The organism is Pseudarthrobacter adonitolis (assembly GCF_055412845.1).
Window position 1 is genome coordinate 240,866 of the sequence record NZ_JBVAYW010000003.1, and the last position, 22,520, is coordinate 263,385.

22 protein-coding genes are annotated in these 22,520 nt (G+C 65.3%); 11 read left to right on the plus strand and 11 right to left on the minus strand.

The window, feature by feature from the left end; genetic code table 11:
- Positions 1-16: 16 nt before the first annotated feature.
- Genes ACZYZ4_RS05795 through ACZYZ4_RS05805 form a run of 3 tightly spaced genes read right to left on the minus strand, consistent with a single transcriptional unit; the run spans position 17 to position 2,528 of the window.
- On the minus strand, positions 17-445 hold the full coding sequence (locus tag ACZYZ4_RS05795) for an HIT family protein (protein ID WP_463858990.1): 429 nt from the start codon (positions 443-445) through the stop codon (positions 17-19).
- Positions 442-1,644, minus strand: coding sequence for an NAD(P)-dependent alcohol dehydrogenase (locus ACZYZ4_RS05800; protein ID WP_463858992.1), 1,203 nt, complete (start codon positions 1,642-1,644; stop codon positions 442-444). Before ACZYZ4_RS05800 ends, ACZYZ4_RS05795 begins: the two co-directional genes overlap by 4 nt.
- Positions 1,641-2,528 carry a sulfurtransferase gene (locus tag ACZYZ4_RS05805; RefSeq protein WP_463858994.1) on the minus strand — a complete coding sequence of 296 codons (888 nt, stop codon included), beginning with the start codon at positions 2,526-2,528 and terminating at the stop codon, positions 1,641-1,643. The genes ACZYZ4_RS05800 and ACZYZ4_RS05805 overlap by 4 nt, the downstream gene beginning before the upstream one ends.
- A gap of 100 nt (positions 2,529-2,628) precedes the next feature.
- On the opposite strand from ACZYZ4_RS05805, the gene ACZYZ4_RS05810 reads away from it, so the two are divergent.
- On the plus strand, positions 2,629-3,708 hold the full coding sequence (locus ACZYZ4_RS05810) for a PLP-dependent cysteine synthase family protein (RefSeq protein ID WP_463858996.1): 1,080 nt from the start codon (positions 2,629-2,631) through the stop codon (positions 3,706-3,708).
- Between the two features lie 4 nt (positions 3,709-3,712).
- Here the strand turns inward: ACZYZ4_RS05810 and ACZYZ4_RS05815 are convergent, their stop codons facing one another.
- Complete coding sequence (locus ACZYZ4_RS05815; protein WP_463858998.1) at positions 3,713-4,369, minus strand: MBL fold metallo-hydrolase; 657 nt, start codon at positions 4,367-4,369, stop codon at positions 3,713-3,715.
- A gap of 110 nt (positions 4,370-4,479) precedes the next feature.
- Here ACZYZ4_RS05815 and ACZYZ4_RS05820 point away from each other — a divergent pair, with 110 nt between their 5' ends.
- Complete coding sequence (locus ACZYZ4_RS05820) at positions 4,480-4,962, plus strand: Fur family transcriptional regulator (RefSeq protein ID WP_463859099.1); 483 nt, start codon at positions 4,480-4,482, stop codon at positions 4,960-4,962.
- Between the two features lie 41 nt (positions 4,963-5,003).
- On the opposite strand, the gene ACZYZ4_RS05825 is transcribed toward ACZYZ4_RS05820, so the two are convergent.
- From ACZYZ4_RS05825 to ACZYZ4_RS05845, 5 genes are all read right to left on the minus strand, one after another.
- Complete coding sequence (locus ACZYZ4_RS05825; RefSeq protein WP_463859000.1) at positions 5,004-5,879, minus strand: metal ABC transporter permease; 876 nt, start codon at positions 5,877-5,879, stop codon at positions 5,004-5,006.
- On the minus strand, positions 5,879-6,694 hold the full coding sequence (locus ACZYZ4_RS05830; RefSeq protein ID WP_463859001.1) for a metal ABC transporter ATP-binding protein: 816 nt from the start codon (positions 6,692-6,694) through the stop codon (positions 5,879-5,881). The genes ACZYZ4_RS05825 and ACZYZ4_RS05830 overlap by 1 nt, the downstream gene beginning before the upstream one ends.
- Positions 6,691-7,695, minus strand: coding sequence for a metal ABC transporter solute-binding protein, Zn/Mn family (locus ACZYZ4_RS05835; RefSeq protein WP_463859003.1), 1,005 nt, complete (start codon positions 7,693-7,695; stop codon positions 6,691-6,693). Before ACZYZ4_RS05835 ends, ACZYZ4_RS05830 begins: the two co-directional genes overlap by 4 nt.
- Before the next feature lie 90 nt (positions 7,696-7,785).
- On the minus strand, positions 7,786-8,856 hold the full coding sequence (locus ACZYZ4_RS05840) for a hemolysin family protein (protein ID WP_463859005.1): 1,071 nt from the start codon (positions 8,854-8,856) through the stop codon (positions 7,786-7,788).
- Positions 8,853-10,187 (minus strand): hemolysin family protein, encoded by a 1,335-nt coding sequence (locus ACZYZ4_RS05845; protein WP_463859007.1) that lies wholly within the window; start codon positions 10,185-10,187, stop codon positions 8,853-8,855. The genes ACZYZ4_RS05840 and ACZYZ4_RS05845 overlap by 4 nt, the downstream gene beginning before the upstream one ends.
- Positions 10,188-10,718: 531 nt before the next feature.
- On the opposite strand from ACZYZ4_RS05845, the gene ACZYZ4_RS05850 reads away from it, so the two are divergent.
- The 5 genes from ACZYZ4_RS05850 to ACZYZ4_RS05870 all read left to right on the plus strand — a co-directional run bounded on the left by ACZYZ4_RS05850 (position 10,719) and on the right by ACZYZ4_RS05870 (position 17,010).
- Complete coding sequence (locus tag ACZYZ4_RS05850; protein WP_463859009.1) at positions 10,719-14,519, plus strand: multifunctional oxoglutarate decarboxylase/oxoglutarate dehydrogenase thiamine pyrophosphate-binding subunit/dihydrolipoyllysine-residue succinyltransferase subunit; 3,801 nt, start codon at positions 10,719-10,721, stop codon at positions 14,517-14,519.
- Between the two features lie 120 nt (positions 14,520-14,639).
- Complete coding sequence (locus ACZYZ4_RS05855; RefSeq protein ID WP_463859011.1) at positions 14,640-15,239, plus strand: GDSL-type esterase/lipase family protein; 600 nt, start codon at positions 14,640-14,642, stop codon at positions 15,237-15,239.
- A gap of 98 nt (positions 15,240-15,337) precedes the next feature.
- Positions 15,338-16,180, plus strand: a complete 843-nt coding sequence (locus tag ACZYZ4_RS05860; protein WP_463859013.1) for a DUF4097 family beta strand repeat-containing protein — start codon at positions 15,338-15,340, stop codon at positions 16,178-16,180.
- The gene (locus tag ACZYZ4_RS05865) at positions 16,180-16,791 is read left to right on the plus strand and encodes a PadR family transcriptional regulator (protein ID WP_463859015.1); all 612 of its coding nucleotides are present in this window, start codon (positions 16,180-16,182) and stop codon (positions 16,789-16,791) included. Before ACZYZ4_RS05860 ends, ACZYZ4_RS05865 begins: the two co-directional genes overlap by 1 nt.
- A 144-nt stretch (positions 16,792-16,935) precedes the next feature.
- On the plus strand, positions 16,936-17,010 hold the full coding sequence (locus ACZYZ4_RS05870) for a 50S ribosomal protein bL37 (protein WP_104061284.1): 75 nt from the start codon (positions 16,936-16,938) through the stop codon (positions 17,008-17,010).
- Between the two features lie 164 nt (positions 17,011-17,174).
- On the opposite strand, the gene rsrA is transcribed toward ACZYZ4_RS05870, so the two are convergent.
- Both rsrA and ACZYZ4_RS05880 read right to left on the minus strand, forming a co-directional pair.
- Positions 17,175-17,435 carry a mycothiol system anti-sigma-R factor gene (gene rsrA, locus ACZYZ4_RS05875; protein ID WP_463859016.1) on the minus strand — a complete coding sequence of 87 codons (261 nt, stop codon included), beginning with the start codon at positions 17,433-17,435 and terminating at the stop codon, positions 17,175-17,177.
- Positions 17,432-18,214: a sigma-70 family RNA polymerase sigma factor gene (locus ACZYZ4_RS05880; protein ID WP_463859018.1), complete on the minus strand. Its 783-nt coding sequence runs from the start codon at positions 18,212-18,214 to the stop codon at positions 17,432-17,434. The genes rsrA and ACZYZ4_RS05880 overlap by 4 nt, the downstream gene beginning before the upstream one ends.
- Positions 18,215-18,530: 316 nt before the next feature.
- On the opposite strand from ACZYZ4_RS05880, the gene ACZYZ4_RS05885 reads away from it, so the two are divergent.
- From ACZYZ4_RS05885 to hisN, 4 genes are read left to right on the plus strand one after another with little or no spacing between them, the layout of a single operon-like run.
- Positions 18,531-19,067 (plus strand): DoxX family protein, encoded by a 537-nt coding sequence (locus ACZYZ4_RS05885; protein WP_463859020.1) that lies wholly within the window; start codon positions 18,531-18,533, stop codon positions 19,065-19,067.
- 6 nt (positions 19,068-19,073) lie between these two features.
- Entirely contained in the window at positions 19,074-20,474 is a 1,401-nt protein-coding gene (aroA, locus tag ACZYZ4_RS05890) for a 3-phosphoshikimate 1-carboxyvinyltransferase (protein WP_463859022.1), read from the plus strand.
- Positions 20,458-21,573: a ribosome small subunit-dependent GTPase A gene (rsgA, locus tag ACZYZ4_RS05895; RefSeq protein WP_463859024.1), complete on the plus strand. Its 1,116-nt coding sequence runs from the start codon at positions 20,458-20,460 to the stop codon at positions 21,571-21,573. The genes aroA and rsgA overlap by 17 nt, the downstream gene beginning before the upstream one ends.
- A gap of 54 nt (positions 21,574-21,627) precedes the next feature.
- Positions 21,628-22,440, plus strand: coding sequence for a histidinol-phosphatase (gene hisN, locus ACZYZ4_RS05900; protein ID WP_463859026.1), 813 nt, complete (start codon positions 21,628-21,630; stop codon positions 22,438-22,440).
- Positions 22,441-22,520: the final 80 nt, after the last annotated feature.

A 22,520-nucleotide genomic window follows, 5' to 3' on the forward strand; every position in this document is an offset into this window, starting at 1 on the left:
GGCGCGAGCGTCAGGCTCAGCCTGCGGGAACGAACTCTGCGTAGCCGGCGGCCCGGAGCCCGGCGCGCAGCTTTTCGGCGTTCGCGTCCAGCACTGCGGGATCCGGGTTCTGGTCGGCCGAGGCGAAATCGAAATCAGCCATGGTCCTGGACGGCCACACGTGGACGTGCAGGTGGTTGATCTCGTACCCGGCCACAATCAGCCCCGCCCGCTCGGCGGGGAAGACGTCCAGCTGCACGGCACCGATACGCCGGGCCACTTCCATCACCTTCGCGAGGGTTTCCGGGGACGCATCGGTCCAGCGGTCCACCTCCCCGGTGGGGACCACCAGGGTGTGCCCGTCTGCCAGGGGACCCGTGGTCAGGAAGGCCGCAACGTCAGCCTCCCGCCAAACAAAGCGTGCGGGGATCTCGCCATTGATGATTTTGGTGAACAGGGTGCTCATGCGTCTGCCTTCTCGGCCGGAGCCTGCAGGGTGCTGGCGTCCAGCACAAACCGGTATTTGACGTCGCCTGCCACCATGCGGTCGTAGGCCTCATTCAGCTGGTCTGCGCGCACCAGTTCGATATCCGCCACCACTCCATGCTCGGCGCAGAAGTCGAGCATCTCCTGCGTTTCGGCAATGCCGCCGATCAGCGAGCCTGCGTACGCGATCCGCCGCCGGATTAGGGTCCCCGGATTCACCGGCGGCATGGCGTCGGAGGGCAGGCCCAGCTGGAACAGGGCACCATCCACGCGCAGCGTGCGGAAGAACGGATTCAGGTCGTGCGGAGCGGCCACGGTGTCGATGATGAGGTCAATGGTGCGGTCCGCGGCGGCCATGGCGTCCTTGTCCCGGGACCGGATCACTTCGTCGGCCCCGAGTTCCAGCGCGGCCGGCACCTTGCCTTCGGAAGTGGTGAAGACTTTCACCACCGCCCCCATAGCCTTGGCGAGCTTCACGGCCATGTGTCCGAGCCCGCCGAGCCCCACCACGCCCACCACGTCGCCTTCCTCCACGTCGAAGTGCCGCAAGGGAGAGAACGTGGTGACACCCGCGCACAGCAAGGGGGCGACGGCGGCCGGGTCCAGGTTGCCGGGCACACGGACCACGTAGCGCCGGTCCACCACCACGGCGGACGAGTAGCCGCCCTGGGTGATGGCATCGTCGTTACGCGAATCCTTGGCGCCGTAGGTCCCGGTCAGCCCGTTTTCGCAGTACTGTTCCAGGCCGTCCAGGCAGCTTTCGCATTCGCGGCAGGAATCAACTATGCACCCGACGCCCACGCGGTCCCCCGGGGTGAAGTCAGTCACGGCCGAGCCGACGCGACTGACGGTTCCGACGATTTCGTGGCCGGGGACCAACGGATATTTCTGGCTGCCCCATTCGCCACGCGTGGCGTGCACGTCCGAGTGGCACAGGCCGCAGAATTCGATAGCAATCTCGACGTCGTCCGCCTTCGGGGCACGCCGGGCAAGCGTCAGGGGTGCCAGGCCGCTGTCAGGGGAAACCGCGCCATAGGCGGCTGCCAGCAGGCCGGTGCCCGGATCGGTGTCCAAGTCCGTAGCAGGATGAGCAGCAGGATGAGCAGCAGGATCGGCAACAGCATCATTCGGCAATACGGGGCGGGCAAGGGGCGGCGGTACGGGGCGTCCTGGGGTCATCCTTCGACGCTACCCCCGCTGGCCGCCGGATCGCCACTCGGCCGGCTGCCCGTCGCCACCGGCAGCGCGGGATTGTTCGACCATTCCGAGAAGGATCCCGGATAGAGGGCGGCCCGGAACCCCGCGATTTCGAGGGCGGCCACCTCATGGGCGGCGGTCACGCCCGAGCCGCAGTACACGGCCACCGGGACGTCGTCGCGGACGCCCAGGTCCTCGAACCGGCGCCTCAGCTCGTCCGCCGGCAGGAAATGCCCGGCCCGATCGATGTTCTCCGTTGTGGGTGCGCTCCGGGCGCCCGGAATGTGGCCGGCGCGGGGGTCAACGGGTTCAAATTCGCCCCGGTATCTTTCGCCGGCCCGGGCATCCAGGAGGACGCCCGCTGCCGGCCAGTCTGCCGCTCCGGCCGCGTCGGTGCTGGGCATCCCGCCTCCAGCAGGGGAAACGTCAAAGGAAACATGCCCGACGGCGGCCTCCACCGGTCCGGTGTCCAGCGGCAGTCCGGCGTCCCGCCAGGCGGCCAGACCGCCGTCGAGCAGGTACACGTCCTGGAACCCGGTGTTGCGGAGCATCCACCAGAGCCGGGCGGCAGCCATGTTGCCGCTGTTGTCATAGGCCACCACCACGTCGCCGTTGTTGAGCCCCCATCGCCTGGCAGTTTCCTGGAATTCCGCGCCGGTGGGCAGCGGGTGCCTGCCGCGGGCCGGGGTGGCCGGCGTCGCCAACTCGGTGGCAAGGTCCACAAAAACTGCCCCTTGGAGGTGGCCCTCAAGGTAGTGTTCCCGGCCGTGCGGGTCCCCCAGCGCCCAGCGGACGTCCAACACCACGGTTCGCTGGCCGGCGTCGAATCTCGCCGCCAAAGCCGGGACAGCCATCAGTGGACCCATCGTTCTCCTTGGCAATTGTGCTTTTGAGGTGTGCAGTCGCTGATCCAACTCTAGCTGCGGCAGAGCGCATGGCTGGGAGGGCAGCCGGTAGGCTGGGCCCGTGAAGAATGCGAGCGCGGACCGGGCCTGGGCTGACGAGGCCATCAGAAAAGTCAACGCAGAAAACAATCGGTCCGCCGATACCCATCTCTACTCGGTACCTCTCCCCCAGCACTGGGGCGTCCAGCTTTACCTCAAGGACGAATCCACGCACCGTTCGGGGAGCCTCAAGCACCGGCTGGCCCGCTCGCTTTTCCTCTTTGGCCTGGTCAACGGCTGGATCCGCGAAAGTACCACCATCGTGGAGGCTTCCAGCGGCAGCACCGCGGTCTCGGAGGCATATTTCGCGCAGCTCCTGGGGCTGCCGTTCGTAGCGGTCATGACCCGCACGACGAGCCCGGAGAAGATCGCGCTGATCGAACAGTTCGGCGGCTCGTGCCTGTTGGTTGACCATGCCTCAGAGGTTTACGCCGCGGCGGCGGAAGTCGCTGTCACGTCCAACGGGCACTACATGGACCAGTTCACCTACGCGGAGCGTGCCACGGACTGGCGCGGCAACAACAACATCGCGGAGTCCATCTTCGAGCAGCTGGCGCTGGAGGAACACCCCGTTCCCCGCTGGATCGTGGTGGGAGCGGGGACCGGTGGCACCAGCGCGACCATTGGCCGCTACCTGCGCTACCGCGGCCACGAAACGCGCCTTGCGGTGGTAGACCCGGAGAATTCCGCGTTCTACCCCGGCTGGGTGAACGGTGCGGGTGGGACCAGCACCGGCCTGCCGTCACGGATCGAAGGCATCGGCCGCCCGCGGATGGAACCGAGCTTTGTGCCCGCCGTCATCGACCACATGATCCAGGTTCCCGATGCCGCCTCCGTCGCAGCCATGCGGCACCTGCACACCGTCGCCGACCTGCACGCCGGACCGTCCACCGGCACGAACCTGTGGGGTGTCTGGCAACTCGTGGCGGAAATGGTCGCGGCGGGCCAGCGCGGCAGCATTGTGTCGTTGATGTGCGACAGCGGGGACCGCTATGCGGGCAACTACTACAATCCGGCGTGGCTGTCAGGCCAAGGCCTGGACCCCGAGCCGCATGAGGAAGTCATCCGCCGGTTTTTCGAGACCGGCGTCTGGAACGCGTAGCTGATCAGACCTCCACCGATTCCCGCGGGGCAAGGCGGGTGTACTCGGTGCCGTATTTCCGGCCCAGCCGAGCCACATGGGATTCTGCGACCTTCAGGCCCGTTTCGTTCAGCAGCCCGTCATGGATCTGGAACGCACGCGGGGCCCGGACGGCGATGACAAAATCCACCACCTCACTGACCTTGCTCCACGGCGCGTGGATCGGAACCAGCAGCGTCTGCACGCTGAGGCCGTCCGGGACGATGAACGAGTCCCCCGGGTGGTACACGTTGCCGTCCACCAGGTAGCCGATGTTGGCGACGATGGGAACCTGCGGGTGGATCAGTGCATGCTGTCCGCCGAAGCTGCGGACGTTGAAGCCGGCCGCGTCAAAAGTTGAGCCGGGTTCAACCGTGTGGATCCGGCCAGCCGCCTGCGGTGCCTCCTCCCGCAGGTGGGCGGCCACGCCGGCCGGCGCGAACACCGCCAGGCCGTCCGAACCGCGCAGCGCGTTGACCATGGCCGGCACATCCACATGGTCGCCGTGCTCGTGGGTGATGAGCACGACCTGCGCCCCGTCAAGCGCTTCCTCCGTTTCGGAGAATGTTCCCGGATCCAGCACCAGCACCCGGCCGTCCTGCTCAAGCCGGACGCACGCATGGGTGTATTTTGTCAGCTTCATAGCGCCAGCCTAGGGTCCGGCCCCAAGCCTGTCCAAGGCACGCCTGGCGGCGCGCTCCCGGCTGGTAATCTGGATGATTGCCACCGTCCCTCAGGGAAGCGAGTACCTTCATGCCGTTCGGCACCAAAGCTGACGCGACGCCGTCGAACGCTGCATCCGGCGCAGGCACCGGAAGTGTGCCCGGCAAGGAGCAGCGCGTCACCAAACAGCGCGTGGCCGTCAGCGCTGCACTGGACGAGCTGGATGACTTCGTCAGCACGCAGGAGCTCTACCGCATCCTGCAGAACAAGGGCGTCTCAGTATCCTTGGCGACGGCGTACCGGATCCTGCAGTCCCTCGCCGACGACGGCCTCGTGGACGTGTTGCGCAACGGCGAGGGCGAAGCCGTATACCGGCGCTGCGCCGTTACCGGGCACCACCACCATCTGCTGTGCCGCAACTGCGGGAAGGCCGTGGAAGTCGAGGCCCCGGCGGTGGAAACCTGGGCCGCCCGGATCGCCACCGAACATGGCTACACCGAGGTGGCCCACACCGTGGAGATCTTCGGCCTGTGCCCGGACTGCACAGCCCTCAGGGCCGCCGGCAAGCTCTGACGGCCTGCGCCGCCGCAACCTAGTGCATCCCGTTGACCGTGTCAGCGGGCGTGCAGCAGCCGGCCGTTGATGCCCTTCTTGGCCCGGACACCGCCGACGATGCGGCACACCACGTAGATCAGGAATGACAGCGTGGTGACATAGGGGCTGATGGGGATCCGCCCGCCCAGGGCCAGCAGGATTCCGCCCACCGTGGCCGTGACGGCGAAAACAACGCTGAGCGCCACCACCGCCACGGGAGCGGACGTCACGCGGAGTGCGGCCGCTGCCGGGGTTATCAGCAATGCGAGCACCAGGAGCGCCCCCACCACCTGGATCGACAGCGCTACGCTGACTCCCAGCAGGACCATAAAGATCAGCGCGAGCGTCCGGACGGGCACCCCGCGGGCTTCGGCCAGTTCGGGATCAACGCTGGCAAAGTTCAGCGGGCGCCAGATGGCCGCCAGGGCCGCAATCACCAGCACGGCGGCTCCGGCGAGGACCTGAAGCTGGACGGTGTCCACGGAGACGATCTGCCCGGTGAGCAGACCGAATTTGTTGGCGGCACGGCCCTCGTACAGCGACAGGAACAGGATGCCGAGCCCCAGTCCGAACGGCATGATCACCCCGATGATGGAGTTTTTGTCCCGGGCCCGGACCCCCATCAGACCCAGGAGCAGCGCCGCCGCCACCGAGCCGATCAGCGAGCCGAACACAATGTCCGCGCCGATCAGGAGCGCAAACGCCGCCCCGGCGAAAGAGAGTTCGGAGATGCCGTGGACGGCGAAAGCCAGGTCCCGTTTCATCACGAATGTGCCCACCAGCCCGCCGAGCAGGCCCAACACGGCCCCGGCCCAGATCGAGTTCTGGACCAGCACCAGCAACTCGCCGTAGTTCTCGAAGCTGAAGATCGCTCCGATGATGCTGTCCGCATCCATCAGACCACCTCCCCCGCGGTTGCGTGGACATCGGCATGGTGGTGCGTGGTTGCGTCGGGCAGGCCGACGACGACAATGCGCCCGTTCGCGTGGATAACTTCCACGTGGCTGCCATAAAGCTCGGACAGGACCTCAGTGGTCATGACCTCTTCCGGGGTCCCTACCCGGAACCGCCCGCCGGCCAGATACAGCACCCGGTCAACGTAATCGATAACGGGGTTGATTTCGTGGGTGACAAAAACCACCGCGCTGTTCTGTGCGTGGCACTGCTTGTTGATCAGCGCGCTGACGGCCTGCTGGTGATGCAGGTCCAAGGACAGCAGCGGTTCGTCGCAGAGGAGGACCTTGGGGTCCGTGGCCAGCGCCTGGGCCACCCGGAGGCGCTGCTGCTCGCCGCCGGAGAGCTGGCCCACCGGGACTTTGGCGTAGTCAGTGGCGCCCACCAGGTCCAGAAGCTCATCGATCCTGCGGTTTGCCCGGGACATGCCCAGCCGGAGCCCCCAGCGGTGGCCGTCCACGCCGAGCCCCACCAGGTCCCGGGCACGCATGGGGGTGTCCGGAGCGAAGGATTTCTGCTGCGGAATGTAGCCGATCAGATTGCTGCCCCGCTCCACGGGACGGTCGCCCAAAGTGGCCCGGCCGGACTGCAGGTCCTGAAGGCCTAGGAGAACCTTGAGGAAACTGGTCTTTCCGCTGCCATTGGGACCCAGGACGGCGAAGAATTCACCGGGCCTGATATCCAGGTCTAGATCCTCCCAGAGCAAGCGTTTGCCGAACTGCAGGGACGCACCGCGGAGGCTGACCACCGGTTTCAACTATTTTTCTCCAAAACTTTGCTGACGTTGTCAACATTGTCCGTCATCCACTGCAGGTACGTCTTGCCTTCGGGCAGGGTTTCGCTGAAGTCAATGACGGGAACGCCGGCTGATTCGGCGGCCTTTTTCAGCGCCTGCGTCTGGGGTCCCTCTGTCTGCGCGTTGTAGGCGAGGAATCTGATGTCCTCGGATCCGGCCAGGTCCGTAGCGGCCTTCAGCACGGCTGGCGGCACGTCCGAGCCTTCCTCGATCGCGGCTGTGTAGTCGGCCGGAGTCCTGTTCTCCAGCCCTGCCGCCTCGAGCAGGTACAGCGGGACGGGTTCGGTCACAGCCACGGCTGCGCCTGCTCCGTTGGCCTTTAGTGCGACGAGTTTGCCGGCCAAGCCGTCCACCCCGGCTTTGAACGTTGCGGCATTGGAGGCGAACAGGGCCGCCGAGTCCGGCTCGAGTTCGCCCAGTTTGGCCGCCAGCGAATCGGCGAGCTTGCCCATGGCATCCAGGCTGTACCAGGCGTGTTCGTTAAACTCACCGTGCTCGTGCGCGTGACCGTCAGCTGACTCGCTCGCCGACGACGACGACGACGAATCAGTGTGGGCTTCCTCCGGAGCCAGGCCAGCCACCTCGACGGCAGTGACGATATTGCTGTGCGGGATGTTGCTGTCATCGGCCATCTTGTGGAGGAAGGCGTCGTAGCCGCCGCCGTTCTCGATCACCAGTTCCGCTTTGGACACCAGCAACCGGTCCTGCGAGGTGGCTTCGTATGAATGCGGGTCCTGGCTGGTCTTGGTGATGATGGAGGTGACGTTGACTTTGTCCCCGCCGATGATCGCGGCGATGTCCCCATACACGTTGGTGGACGCCACTACGTCGACGACGCCGGCGGATGAGTCCGTGCCGGACGTCGCCGACGGCGCACTGCCTCCGGAACCGCAGGCAGTGAGCAGCAGGCTCACCCCCGCGAGGGCTGCGAGGGACGTTCGGATGGCGGCGGGGTGGCGCACGGAAACCTCAGTTCAGTACAGGTATGGACTTTTGCGTCTCCAAAAAGCTTACCCCTAAATGTGAATGATTCCTATTTAGGATAGTCCTGCCTAGTCTCCGTTCGGCTGGCCCAGCCTCCTGATGCCGGTGGCCTGGGTGGCGTCCCGGATCTCTCCCACCAACTGCTCGATCACGTCTTCCAGGAACAGGACGCCGTGGGTCTGCCCGTCCGCGCCGATCACGCGGGCCAGGTGTGAGCCTGTGCGCTGCATGACGGACATGGCCGTTTCAACTTCGTCGTCCAGCGCGAGGTTGGCGAGCGAGCGGATCCTGCTCTCGGCGATGGGGTGCTGGTAGTCCGACTCGGGAATGGACAGCACATCCTTTACGTGGAGGTATCCGGACAGCATGCCGTCATCGTCCAGCATCGGGAACCTCGAGAACCCGGTCCTGCTGACCGCCTTTTCAAACTCCACGGGTGTGGTGGCCGCCTTCAGCATGACCAGATCGTCCAGCGGAACCATGATGTTCGAAGCCGTATACTCGGAGAATTCCAGGGCGCCAGTGATCAGGCCTGCGTCATCATCCACCAGCCCGTGGCGGGTGGATTCCTGCACGATCGACTGGACTTCTTCGAGCGTGAAGGAGGAGTTCACCTCGTCCTTGGGCTCAATCCGCAGGAGTTTGAGGATGTGGTTGGCGGACCAGTTAAGCGCGACGATGGCCGGGTTGACCAGCTTCGCAACAAACATCAGCGGCGGCGCCAGCAGCAAGGCAGCCTTGTCCGCCACCGATACCGAGATGTTCTTCGGCACCATCTCGCCGAACGTCACGTGGAGGAAGGTCACCACCATCAGGGCAAAGGCGAAGGCTGCGACGTCGGCAACCTCCACCGGCAGCCCAACAGCTTCCAGGGGAGCCGCCATCAGGTGGTGGATGGCCGGTTCGGCTACCTGCAGGATCAGCAGCGAGCACACGGTGATGCCCAACTGCGCACAGGCCAGCATCAATGACACGTTCTCCATGGCGCGCAATGTGGTCTGCGCCCGTTTGGAACCGGCCTCGGCGAGGGGTTCGATCTGGCTGCGCCTGGCAGACATCACGGCGAACTCGGCGCCGACAAAAAACGCGTTACCCATCAGGAGGACAACCAGCCAGGCAATTCCAGCCCAGTCACTCATCGTTCGCTCCCGTTTTCCGGAGCGGGCGCTGCTTCAGGCGCCGCCGGATGGAAGGAGATCCGCTCGATCCTTCGGCCGTCCATCCTGGTCACGCTCAGGGTGCCGCCGCCTACCTCAACGGCGTCCCCCACTGTGGCGATCCGGCCCAGTTCGCTCATGACGTACCCGCCCACGGTTTCGTAGGCGGCTTCGTCCGGAACAGTCAGCCCCGGGATCTGTTCGGAAAGCTCGTCGGGGCGCAGCAGCCCGGGGAAGTACCAGTCCCCGGAGGCGCTCTGGAGCAGTCCCGGGCGTACCTTGTCGTGCTCGTCGGACACTTCGCCGACGATTTCCTCCACCAGGTCCTCAAGGGTGGCGATGCCGGCGGTTCCGCCGTATTCATCCAGGACTATCGCAAGTTGGAGGTTTCCCTCGCGCAGCTCGGCCAGGAGGGCATCCAGGTGGATGGTCTCCGGCACGCGGAGGACATCGGTCATGATGGCTCCGGCCTCCAGGTTGGCCCGCCGGTCCCACGGCACGGCAATGGCCTTCTTGACGTGGACCAGCCCCTTGATGTCGTCGGAGGACTCCCCGATGACGGGGAAGCGGGAGTACCCGGTGCGCCGGGCTGCGTCCAGGATGTCCGAGACAGGCTGGTCGGCGTCGATGGTTTCCATCCGGATCCGGGGCGTCATAACGTCGGCGGCCGTCCGGGCCGAGAAGTTCAGTGTGCGCGCCACAAAGTTGGCCGTCCCGGCGTCGAGCGTTCCCATGGCGGCGGAGCGCCGCACCAGGGAGGCAAGCTCGGCCGGCGTCCGGGCACCGGAAATCTCTTCCTTGGCCTCCAGGCCAAAGACGTTCAGTACCTTGTTGGAAAAGCCGTTGAGCACCACGATGGCGGGCTTGAAGATGGCAGTAAAGACCAACTGCGGCCGCGCCAGCGCCTTGCCCACCTGGAATGACAGCGCAATGGCCATGTTCTTGGGCACCAGTTCGCCAAGCAGCATGGACAGCAGCGTAGCCAGCACCATGGCTATGACCAGGGAAACGGACGCCGCCGCCACTTCGGGAATTCCGACCGCGGCCAACGGGCCCTCGAGGAGGCGCCCTACCGACGGTTCCATCACGTAACCGGTCAGAAGGGTGGTGAGGGTGATGCCGAGCTGACAGCTGGAGAGCTGGGTTGAGAGGGATTTCAGGCACTTGAGCAGCGGGACGGCACCGGTGTCACCGCTATCGATGGCACGTTGGACCGTGGCCTGGTCAAGGGCAATCAGGGAAAATTCGACGGCGACGAAAAAGCCGGTGCCGGCGATCAGCAGGAGGCCCGCCGCGAGGAGCAACCACTCCATTCAGCATCCCGCCCGAATGGACAGAGTCCTGAAATACGCAGTCCGGGACTGGGACCGGGAATGAGGGTATATCCGGGGGCAACTGCCCGGCGGAGGATGATCGGCGGAAGCCGATGCTGGTTCCATAGGGGCTCCGTCGGGGTGGACTGACGGAGAGTGATGGGCACGTGTTCGGGGTTTGCCGGCTCTGCGGGTGGACTGCGCGGTGCTGTACTTGATGCTCCGCTGACAGCCCCCAGGCCGGCACCTAGATTTACTGTCCATAAGAATTTCAGTCTACAGGAGCGGATTGCGCCTTCCGGATGGCCGCCCGGAGGTCCTGGCACACCCGTGCACGGAGCTTTCGGACGCCACAATCCGAGATCTCCGCGTCATTGCCATGATTTGGGTCACCGTTATTGGCGGTTAACACAGAATGCTCATTAGACTGGCATCGGTCCGGGTTCAGGACGCAGAGACTGGTTCGAATGTTGTGCTGCGGCACCGTGGCGGCCAGAGAGAAATCAAACTCATGGAAGAGGCGTATTTCAAGTGCCAGAGCAGCCTAGCCACCGTCTACCAGAGGAATTTGGCGGAAATGAGTGGCTCGTTGACGAACTGTACGAGCAGTATCAGAAAGACAAGAACACGGTGGATACCAAATGGTGGCCCCTGTTCGAGTCCTTCGATGCAGGCAGCGGTTCTTCTTCCAACGGAAGCACGGCGGTAGCCGTGGCCCACCCAGCAACCCGCGAAATGCCAGCTGTACCGCCGGCACCTCCGGCTTCTGCAACTGCTGCACCGGCAACGTCGCCGGCCACACCGCCCGCAGCGCCGGCCGCCGCCCCCGCAGCGGCAAAGAAAGCTCCCGCTACGGTCGCCCGCGATGGCGCAAAGAAGACCGAGCCCGGAAGCGCGGCCCAGCCGATTCCCGCCCAGCTTCCCAAAAACGTCAAGGCACCCACGGCTCCGGAAGAGGACGTGGTCTCCGTTCTTCGCGGCCCGGCCAAGGCCATCGCCACCAACATGGTCACCAGCCTTGAGATCCCCACGGCCACCAGCGTCCGGGCTATTCCAGCCAAACTGCTGATCGACAACCGCGTGGTCATCAACTCCAACCTGGCCCGTGCTCGCGGCGGCAAGATTTCCTTCACGCACCTCATCGGCTACGCCGTGATCCGCGCACTCGCCCAGTTCCCGTCGATGAACGTTTACTACGACGAAATCGACGGCAAGCCCAGTGCGGTCCAGCCGGCCCACGTCAACTTCGGCATCGCCATTGACATGCCCAAGCCGGACGGCACCCGCCTGCTTATGGTGCCCAACATCAAGAAAGCGGAGACCCTTAACTTCTCCGAGTTCTGGCACACCTATGAAGACCTGATCAAGCGTGCCCGCAGCGGCAAGCTGACCGCTGATGACCACTCCGGCACCACGGTGTCCCTGACCAACCCCGGCGGCATCGGCACCGTTCACTCCGTGCCGCGTCTGTCCAAGGGGCAGGCTGCCATCATCGGCGTCGGCGCGCTGGACTACCCGGCCGAGTTCCAGGGTGCCAGCGAAAAGATCATCGCGCAGAACGCCATCAGCAAGGTCCTCACGCTGACGTCCACCTATGACCACCGCGTCATCCAGGGAGCCGGCAGCGGCGAGTTCCTGAAGCTTGTGCACCAGCTGCTGCTCGGTGCCCAGAACTTCTACGACGAAATCTTCGAGTCGCTGCGCATTCCGTACGAGCCCGTGCGCTGGAGCCCGGACCTGCAGGTGGACCCTGCCGACCAGATCAACAAGGTTGCCCGGATCCAGCAGCTGATCCACTCCTACCGTGTCCGCGGCCACCTGATGGCAGACACCGATCCCCTGGAGTACGTCCAGCGGAAGCACCCGGACCTTGACGTCCTCACCTATGGGCTCACCCTGTGGGACCTGGACCGCGAGTGGCCCACCGGCGGTTTCGGCGGCGCGCCCATGCTCAAGTTCCGCGACATCCTCGGTGTCCTCCGTGACGCCTACTGCCGCACCACAGGCATCGAGTACATGCACATCCAGGAGCCCGAGGAACGCAAGTGGTTCCAGGACCAGCTGGAGCACCCCTACTCGAAGCCGAGCCGCGAAGAGCAGCTGCGCATCGTGTCCCGGCTCAACGCGGCCGAAGCGTTTGAAACCTTCCTGCAGACCAAGTTCGTCGGCCAGAAGCGTTTCTCCCTGGAAGGCGGCGAATCCCTGATTCCGCTGCTCGACGCCATCATTTCCGATGCCGCTGACGACGGACTGGACGAGGTTGCGATCGGCATGGCCCACCGTGGCCGCCTGAACGTCCTCACCAACATCGCCGGCAAGACCTACGCCCAGGTGTTCCGCGAATTCGAAGGCACCCAGGATCCCCGCTCCGTGCAGGGCTCCGGCGACGTGAAGTACCACCTCGGTACCGAAGGCACGTTCACCTCGGAAAACGGCAACGAGACCAAGGTCTACCTCGCCGCGAACCCGTCTCACCTCGAGGCTGTCGACTCGGTGCTCGAAGGCATCGTCCGCGCCAAGCAGGACCGACTGGACCAGGGCGAGGCCTTCCCGGTCCTGCCTCTCATGGTCCACGGCGATGCTGCGTTCGCAGGCCAGGGTGTGGTTGCCGAGACGCTGAACCTGTCCCAACTCCGCGGCTACCGGACCGGCGGCACCATCCACGTGGTGGTCAACAACCAGGTGGGATTCACCACTGCGCCGTCGTCGTCGCGCTCGTCCACGTACTCCACGGACGTCGCCAAGATGATCCAGGCGCCGGTGTTCCACGTGAACGGTGACGATCCCGAGGCAGTGGTGCGCATCGCCCAGCTCGCCTACGAGTTCCGTCAGCGGTTCCACAAGGACGTTGTGATCGACATGGTGTGCTACCGCCGCCGTGGCCACAACGAGGGTGACGACCCCTCGATGACCCAGCCCATGATGTACAACCTGATCGAAGCCAAGCGCTCCGTCCGCAAGCTGTATACCGAGGCGCTGATCGGCCGTGGCGACATCACCGAGGAAGAAGCCGAGCAGCTGCTCCGCGACTACCAGGAACGGCTGGAACGGGTCTTCGCCGAGACTCACGCGGCCCAGACCTCGCCCATCCCGATCATCACCGCGGACTCCGCCGCCGTCTCCGACATTGAGCGTCCCATCGCCCAACAGGCTGACTCCGGCACCAACGCCCCGGCGTCCACTGCCATTTCGCCGGAGACCCTGGCGCACATCGGCAAGGCCCACGTCCAGATCCCCGAGGGCTTCACCGTCCATGCCAAGCTTAAGCAGCTCCTCGAAAAGCGCGAGCAGATGTCCCGCGAAGGCGGCATCGACTGGGGCTTTGGCGAGATCGCAGCCTTTGGCTCGCTGATCATGGAAGGCGTTCCCGTCCGGCTCGCCGGCCAGGATTCGCGCCGCGGCACGTTTGTACAGCGCCACGCAGTGTTCCACGACCGCGCCAACGGCAACGAGTGGCTGCCTCTGGGCCACCTCTCGGACAACCAGGCCAAGCTGTGGATCTATGACTCGCTGCTGTCCGAATACGCAGCCATGGGCTTCGAGTACGGCTACTCTGTGGAACGCCCGGACGCCCTAGTGCTGTGGGAAGCGCAGTTCGGTGACTTCGTCAACGGCGCGCAGACCATCATCGATGAGTTCATCTCCTCGGCCGAACAGAAGTGGGGCCAGCGCTCCTCCCTGGTCCTGATGCTGCCACACGGCTACGAAGGCCAGGGCCCGGACCACTCCTCGGCCCGGATCGAACGCTTCCTGCTGATGTGCGCCGAAGAGAACATGATCGTCGCCAACCCCACCACGGCGGCATCCCACTTCCACCTGCTGCGCCGCCAGGCCTACAGCCGGCCGCGCAAGCCGCTGATCATCTTCACGCCGAAGCAGCTGCTGCGCCTCAAGGCAGCCGCATCGTCCGTCGAGGACTTCACCACCGGCGCCTTCCGCCCCGTCATCGGCGACCACGAGCAGCTGGCGGGAGACGCCGTCGAACGCGTACTGCTGGTCTCCGGCCGCCTGTACTACGATCTCCTGTCCACCCGGCAGAAGACCGACGACAAGACCACCGCGATCGTCCGCGTGGAGCAGCTCTACCCGCTGCCGCACGAAGAAATCGCAGCGGAATTGGCCAAGTACCCGAACGCCGAGGTTGTCTGGGCACAGGACGAGCCCGCCAACCAGGGACCGTGGCCGTTTATGGGCCTGAACCTCCCGGAGGCGCTGGACCGGCGCGTCCGCCTGGTGTCGCGTCCCGCATCTGCCTCCACGGCGGCCGGCTCCATGAAGCGGCACGCAGCTGAGCAGGATTCACTCCTGAAGCAGGCATTTGCACGGAAGTAGTCCCAGTGGCTGCCCGGCCGGACGTCGAAATCCAGACTCCGGCCGGGCAGTTCTGTTTAATGAAGATGGATCATAGCCACGCCGATTGGCCTGAATCGGCACGGACGTAAAGAGGGACTTGTGGAAGACAGGAAGCTGCGGATCGCAGCTGTTGGAGATGAACTGCTGGCCGGGCTGGGAGATCCCAGGGCCCTCGGCTGGCTGGGCCGCGTGTTGGCCCGTACTCCGCAGGACGGCATGGTCATGGAAGCGTATGCCCTCCCCTGTCCCCAGGAAGGAACGGAAGGGCTGGCTGCCCGCTGGCAGGAGGAGGCCGGGCGGCGGTTCGGCGACCGGCACGAGAACCGCCTGGTGATCGGCCTCTCTGGCCGGGACATCGAGTTCGGCCTTTCCACCGCCCGGAGCCGCCTGAACCTGGCCAACATCCTGGATACCGCCACGCAGAACCGGATCGAGGTGTTTGTGGTGGGCCCGCCGCCCACGCTGGACCCGGTGCAGAACCGCCGGCTCGCGGATCTCAACATCGCTTTCGCTGACGTCACCACCAGGCGCAAGCACCTCTACGTGGACACGTTCTCCCCGCTACTGAACCACGAACAGTGGCGCCAGGACCTTGCGGCCAACACCGGCACGCCCGGGCAGGCGGGCTATGGCCTGATGGCCTGGCTGGTCCTCCACCGTGGCTGGTTCCAGTGGCTGGGCATGGACGCCCCCGAATAGGCTTCCCCAACCCTCCAGTCGCGATATATCTTGACGGGTTCAGCGGTCCGATATACCTTGGGGTATCAGTCACGATATATCGCGGTTTTGGAGGATTCATGACAGAGGACAGCTGGACCGTCACAGGTCCGCAAACCATCGATGTTGACCACGTCAGGTCGCTGAAGCTGGGCATGGTCCGCGGCAGGTTCGACGTCGTGACCCACTCCGACGCCGTTGCCCGCGTGGAGATCAACGAGGTCCAGGGCGATCCCGTGTCGGTGACGCTAACGGACGGCAGGCTCGAGGTCCGCCATCAATTGCACGGACCCCAGGGCTGGTTCAAGAACCTGATGGGCTCGGTCAATCACAACAGCAACAACTCAGCGGTCATCAGCATTGCTCTGCCGGCCGGCGTGGAGGTGGAGGCCGGCACGGTCAGCGGCGATGGCCTCGTCTCCGGAATCAGCGGGCACACCCGGCTCAATACCGTCTCGGGTTCGGTGATGGCAGACGGAACGTCCGGGGAACTTCACGTCAACACCGTCAGCGGCGAGGTCATCGCGCGAAACCACGACGGCGTCCTGACCGCCAAGAGTGTCTCAGGCGAGGTCACCGCATCCGGCCGATTCAGCAACATCCGGGCCCACACGGTCAGCGGTGACATGAGTTTTGACCTGCTCGGCTTTACGCACGACTTCGGTGCCAATTCAGTTTCCGGCGACCTCACCATCAGGCTGCCCCACGACGTCGGGGTGGACATCGTGGCGAAGTCCGCCAGCGGTGTTGTGGTGATTGATGACCAGCAGTACTCGCAGCCCGGCGGCAAGGTGGAAACCATTGCCGGACCGGACGGCCAGCTGATGCTGGTCCGGACCAACTCGGTGTCCGGCAACACGTCCATCTTCCATGGCCAGCCGGCCCGCAACGACGACGCAAGAAGCCCGGAAACGGGACGCTGATGCCTCCTGTGTTCGCCCACGGTGCGCTCCGGCTGTACCTGCTCGCACTGCTGGAGCCGGGGCCCAAACACGGCTATGAACTGATCAAGGCCCTCAGCGAACGGTTCGGCGGCACCTACTCCCCCAGCGCGGGAACCATCTATCCGCGGCTGGGGAAACTGGAAGAAGAGGGGCTGGTCGCCACCGAATCAGAAGGCCGCCGCACCAATTACCGCATCACAGCCGCGGGGCTTGCCGAACTCAACAAGCGCCGGGAGGAACTCGCCGGCGTCGAGAACGACATTTCCGCCTCCGTCCGCCGCCTGGCGGACAACCTGCGGGCGGATATCCGCGCCAACCTGCGCGGGTTGCGGGCAGACCTGGCGGCCACGGCAGAGACGGCCCGTTCCACGGCGCGGGCCGCCGATTTCAGGAAAGTCGGCCGCCAGTCTTCGGAGGGGATCCGGGAGCTGAAGGAAGCGGAGATGCTGCTGCAGGCGTTCCGGGACGATCTGCGTGTGGAACTTCGACTGCAGGCCACGCGGCAGCCGCTCAGCGCCGTCACGCTGGAAACCGTCCGGACCGTCCTGGACCAGGCACGTATCTCCATCCGCAACTCACTGCCCGGCTGAGCCGCGGGGCAGAGCAAGCCGCCGGACTGCGCCGCCGGTCGGTGTTGCCCCCGGTCACAGCCCGTTTCGGTTTCGCGGCGTGTCCCATGGTGTGGGAGACTTGAGGGCAGCTCTTTTGAGTACCAACATTTAAGGAGGCCAGCTATGAGCAAGCGTGCACGTAAACGTCGTGACCGTAAGCGTGGCGGCGCGAACCACGGGAAGCGCCCCAACGCCTAAGCTAAAGCTTGGAAAACGGTTTAAGCGAAGGACCCCGGAAGCCATACGGCTTCCGGGGTCCTTCGTCTTTGCGCGGCTTCGTGCGCCTGCAGTACTGCTGACTGGCATCCCCGCAGTCAGGCATCCACGCGGTCACGTGTCCCTGCAGACCGGTACCGCTTGTGTCAGGCGTCTACCGGGCGGATGGAGTGGATCCGGTCCAAGATGGCGTTCTTCAGGTTTTCCGGAGCAGCCTCGGTGCACGAGCGCTTCACCATGGTGCGGATCACGCACTCAAGGTCGTACTCCTCGGTGCACTCAGGGCACTCATCAAGGTGATGCTTGATTTCCGTGATGTCCTCGCGGGTCAAAGCCCCGTCGAGGTATTCGTAGATGCGTTGCATCCGGGCGTCATCGCAGTCGCCCAATCCCTGGCAGTCGCTCATTTCCTGTTCTCCTGTTTTGTGCTCGCGGCCGTGTCCTGTGATTCGACGGCGCCTTTGAATCCTCGTTCGGCGGCATAGTCCGCCAGCATGTCCCGCAACATTTTCCGGCCGCGGTGAAGCCGGGACATCACTGTCCCGATGGGCGTGTTCATGATGTCCGAGATTTCCTTGTACGCGAACCCCTCGACGTCGGCGAAGTACACGGCCAGCCGGAACTCCTCGGGGATCGCCTGGAGCGCCCGCTTGACGTCCGAGTCCGGCAAGTGGTCCAGCGCCTCAGCCTCGGCCGAGCGCAGGCCGCGGGACGTGTGCGACTCCGCCCTGGCCAGCTGCCAGTCCTCGATGGTGTCCGAGTTCGACTGCAGCGGTTCGCGCTGCCGCTTCCGGTAGAGGTTGATGTACGTGTTGGTCAGGATCCGGTACAGCCATGCCTTGAGGTTGGTACCGGGCTTGTACTGGTGGAACGCTGAGAACGCCTTCGTGTAGGCCTCCTGGACCAGATCTTCCGCATCGGCGGGGTTCCTGGCCATGCGCATGGCAGCGGAGTACAGCTGATCCACGTACTGCATGGCATCACGCTCAAAACGGACCCGGCGTTCTTCCGCTGATTCGGTGGCCACATCGACGGGCTGCTCAGCGGGCACAGGGACGTCCGCTTCAGGCCGCGCGTCACTCCCTGCGGGCGCATCGCTGCTGCTGGCATTGGCTTCGCTGCTTGTTTTGGCTTCGCGTTCGGAGGCCTCGTACATGGCCTCGAAGGCCGGATCCAGGGTGCTCATTACGTTCAAGTCTACTGTGACGGCCTTGGCACGCGGCGTTCCGTACTCCGGAGGATCGGATTCCAGCGTCTGCAGTGCTACGGGTCCAGCGGGCTCCGTCCCATCCTTTAGTAACCTCAAGGGCAACTCCACTCTGTGTCAGGCCATGGTGTTCCAGGCAAAGACCTGCCCGGCAATCCGTGATGGGTCAATTCGTCCGGTGTTCGGCGGACCCGCAATCCATAACCGCTGGCGGCAGGCAAATATTCCTCAAAAGTGCAAGACTAGAACGGACTCCGCCGCATTCGGTGCGGTTCGTCCAGCCAGGAGGAAATTCATGTCCTTTGTCCGTACTCTCGCCCGCCCCATGCTGGCTTCCAGTTTCGTCGTCGCCGGACTGGACAAACTGAAGAACGCCGATGACACCGCCACCCAGCTCTCGCCGGTCCTGCAGAAGGCGGCCGCGTCGCTGCCGTTCCAAGCCGACGAGAAGATGCTGGCACGGGTGATCGGCGGAACGCAGGTGGGTGCCGGCGTACTGTTCGGCCTGGGCAAGTTCAGCCGCCTCTCGGCAACACTGCTGACCATCATTTCGCTCCTGAACACCTTTGTGGAGTGGCGCAGCGCGGACATCAGCACCAAGGAAGGCCGCGAGGCCCGCCGGAACCAGCTGCTCAAGAACATTTCCCTCAGCGGCGGCGCCCTGCTCGCCTCCGTGGACACCGCTGGCAAGCCGGGCCTGGCCTGGCGTGCCGAGCACCTCGCTGCGGACGCCCGGAAGACTGCTGCGGGTGCCCGGAAGACCACCGGCCTAAAGCTCCACAAGGCGGACAAGGCCGTGCGCCGCGCCGTGGATCACGCAACGGGGGCCTAAGGACGGATGACCGGTTCCACCCCGCCCGCAGCCACGGACTCACACATCTCCACCGACACCGTTCCGCACTGGCCGGCCCCCTTCGCCAGCAGGCCGATCAACGCCACCGTAACGGTGCCTGGTTCAAAGTCCCTGACCAACAGGTTCCTGGTCCTGGCCGCGCTGGCTGACGGGCCATCCCGCCTCCGCGCCCCTCTGCATTCCCGGGACTCCGCCCTGATGATCGAGGCCCTCCGCCAACTGGGGGCCACCATCACGGAGGTGCCCGGCGACGGCGCCTTCGGGCCGGACCTTAAGGTCACGCCCCTGAGCCAGGAGGCGCCGTCGTCGACGACGCACATCGATTGCGGCCTCGCCGGAACAGTGATGCGCTTTGTTCCGCCGCTAGCGGCGCTGCGCAACGGCGTGAGCGTGTTCGACGGCGACCCCCACGCCCGGAAGCGCCCCATGGGCGCCACCATCGAGGCCCTGAAAGCTCTCGGGGTGGCCCTGACCGCGGACGACGGCGGGACCCCCTCATCGCTGCCGTTCACCGTTGAAGGCACCGGGGAAGTCCGGGGCGGCCACCTGGTGATCGATGCCAGTGCATCATCCCAGTTCGTCTCGGCCCTCCTGCTGGTCGGCGCCAGGTTTACCGACGGACTCCACCTGGAGCACGTTGGCAAACCGGTGCCGAGCCTGGACCACATCAACATGACCGTTGCTGTGCTCCGCGGCGTCGGTGTATCAGTGGACGATTCCGTGCCCAACCACTGGGTGGTGGCACCGGGCCTTATCCGCGCCTTTGATCAGCGCATTGAGCAGGACCTCTCAAACGCCGGCCCGTTCCTGGCCGCAGCATTGGCCTCCGGCGGCACCGTCCGCATCCCGGAATGGCCCACCGGCACCACTCAGGTGGGAGATCTCTGGCGCAGCATCCTGACGGACATGGGCGCGGACGTCAGCCTGGCTGACGGCGTCCTGACCGTCACCGGCGGACCAGAGATCAAGGGTGCGGATTTTGACGAAACCAGCGAACTCGCCCCTACCGTGGCGGCCCTCTGCGCCCTGGCCAGCGGACCTTCACGGCTGACCGGCATCGCGCACCTTCGCGGCCACGAAACGGACCGGTTGGCCGCGCTCGTCACCGAAATCAACCGACTCGGCGGCGACGCGGAAGAGACCAGCGACGGCCTGGTGATCCGCCCGGCAAAGCTGCATGCCGGCGTCGTCCACAGCTACGCGGACCACCGGATGGCTACCGCCGGTGCCATCCTCGGCCTCGCAGTTCCGGGCATCGAGGTCCAGGACATCGCCACCACCGCCAAGACCATGCCCCAATTCCAGCAGATGTGGGCGGACATGCTCGCCCAGGGTGCGGCTGCCAATGACGGCACGGAAGGGCCTACTGGTGGCACGCAGCACTGACTCCTGGGACGAGTCCGATGCCCGGATCCGGCCCAGCAAAAAGGGCTCCCGACCGCGCACGAAGGACCGCCCCAGCCACGACGACGCCGTCACGGGCCGCATTATCACCGTGGACCGCGGCCGGTACACAGCCGTCGTCGGTGAGGACTCGGGCGACGAGCGGATCATCATCGCCGCGAGGGCCCGCGAACTGCGCCGCTCCCCCGTCGTGGCCGGTGACTTCGTGTCCCTTGTAGGCGATGTGTCCGGGGAGCCGGACACCCTGGCCCGCCTGGTTCGGATCCAGGACCGCAGGACCCTGCTGCGTCGCAGCGCCGATGACACTGATCCGATCGAGCGTGCGGTGGTTGCCAACGCCGATCAGCTTGTGGTGGTGGTGGCCGCCGCAAACCCGGAGCCGCGCACCGGCTTCATTGACCGCGCCCTGGTGGCCGCTTACGACGCCGGCATTGAGCCGCTGCTGCTCGTCACCAAGGCAGATGTCAAGGATCCCGCAGAACTGTTGTCCAATTATGAACACCTGGACTTCCCCGTGATCATCAGCCGCACGTCGGACTCCGAGGCCTCGGGTATCGATGCCCGCTCCGATGACGGCCTCTCGGCTCGCTTGGACAGTGATGCAGTTTCGCAGCTCCGCGCGTACCTCCAGGGCAAGGTCTCGGTGATGCTGGGTCATTCCGGCGTGGGCAAGTCCACCATGGTCAATGCGCTCACCGGGGCCGAACGGGCTACCGGTGGTGTGAACGCGGTGACCGGCCGCGGCCGCCACACGTCGTCGTCGGCCCTTGCCTTGAAACTGACCGGAGCTCCCGCCGGAAGCTGGATCATCGACACCCCTGGCATCCGCTCGTTCGGACTGGCCCACGTGGACCCGGACCGGATCCTGCGGTCCTTCCCGGACCTGGAGCCGGGCACGGATGCCTGCGAGCGTGGCTGCAAACACAACACCGCGGCCGTCAACTGCGGAGTGGATGCCTGGGTGTCCGCCGGCCAGGCGGGCCCCACCGGCCCGGCCCGGCTGGCGTCGCTGCGGCGGCTGCTGGGCACGGATCCTCGGCTGGTTGGCCAGGAAACCAAGGAACTGGGCAGCATCGGCTAGCGGCGGAACGCCGACGTCCCCAAACCCGCGGCCCTGAGACGGTAGTTTGGAACCATGATCCAACCCGCTTCGAGCTACAACGATGACCTGCGCCTTGCCCATGTGCTGGCCGACTCCGTGGATGACCAGACCATGAGCCGCTTCAAGGCACTGGACCTCCACATCGAAACCAAGCCGGACCTGACGCCGGTCACGGACGCGGACAAGGCCGCGGAAGAAGCCATCCGCGGCCAGCTCTCCCGTTCGCGTCCCCGCGACGCCGTGCTGGGCGAGGAATTCGGCAGCTCCGGCCACGGCTCCCGCCGCTGGATCATTGATCCCATCGACGGCACCAAAAACTTTGTCCGCGGCGTCCCGGTCTGGGCCACCCTGATCGCCCTCGTGGACGAAGGCGAACCCGTGGTGGGAGTGGTCAGCGCGCCGGCACTGGGCAAGCGCTGGTGGGCCGCCAAGGGTTCCGGCGCCTACATGGGGAAGTCCCTAGCCGCCGCAACGCGGCTCCGGGTCTCGGACGTCTCCGAACTTTCGGACGCCTCCCTGTCGTATTCCAGCCTGGGCGGCTGGAAGGAACGCGGCAACCTGGATGAGTTCCTGGGCCTGACCGAGGACGTGTGGCGCACGCGTGCCTACGGCGATTTCTGGTCCTACTGCATGGTGGCCGAAGGTTCCGTGGACATCGCCTGCGAGCCGGAACTGAACCTGTACGACATGGCCGCCCTGGTGCCCATTGTGGTGGAAGCCGGCGGCCGCTTCACCTCTCTCGAGGGCCAGGACGGGCCGTTCGGCGGCAACGCCTTGGCCACAAACTCCATCCTGCACTCAGAGGTCCTCAAACGTCTGAACCCGGATCTGGACGATCTCCTTTAGGCACTTCCATCGAATTATCGACGGCGGGCGCCTCCTGAAGGGAGCGCCCGCCGTCGTATCTTCGACAAATAGTCCGCTAC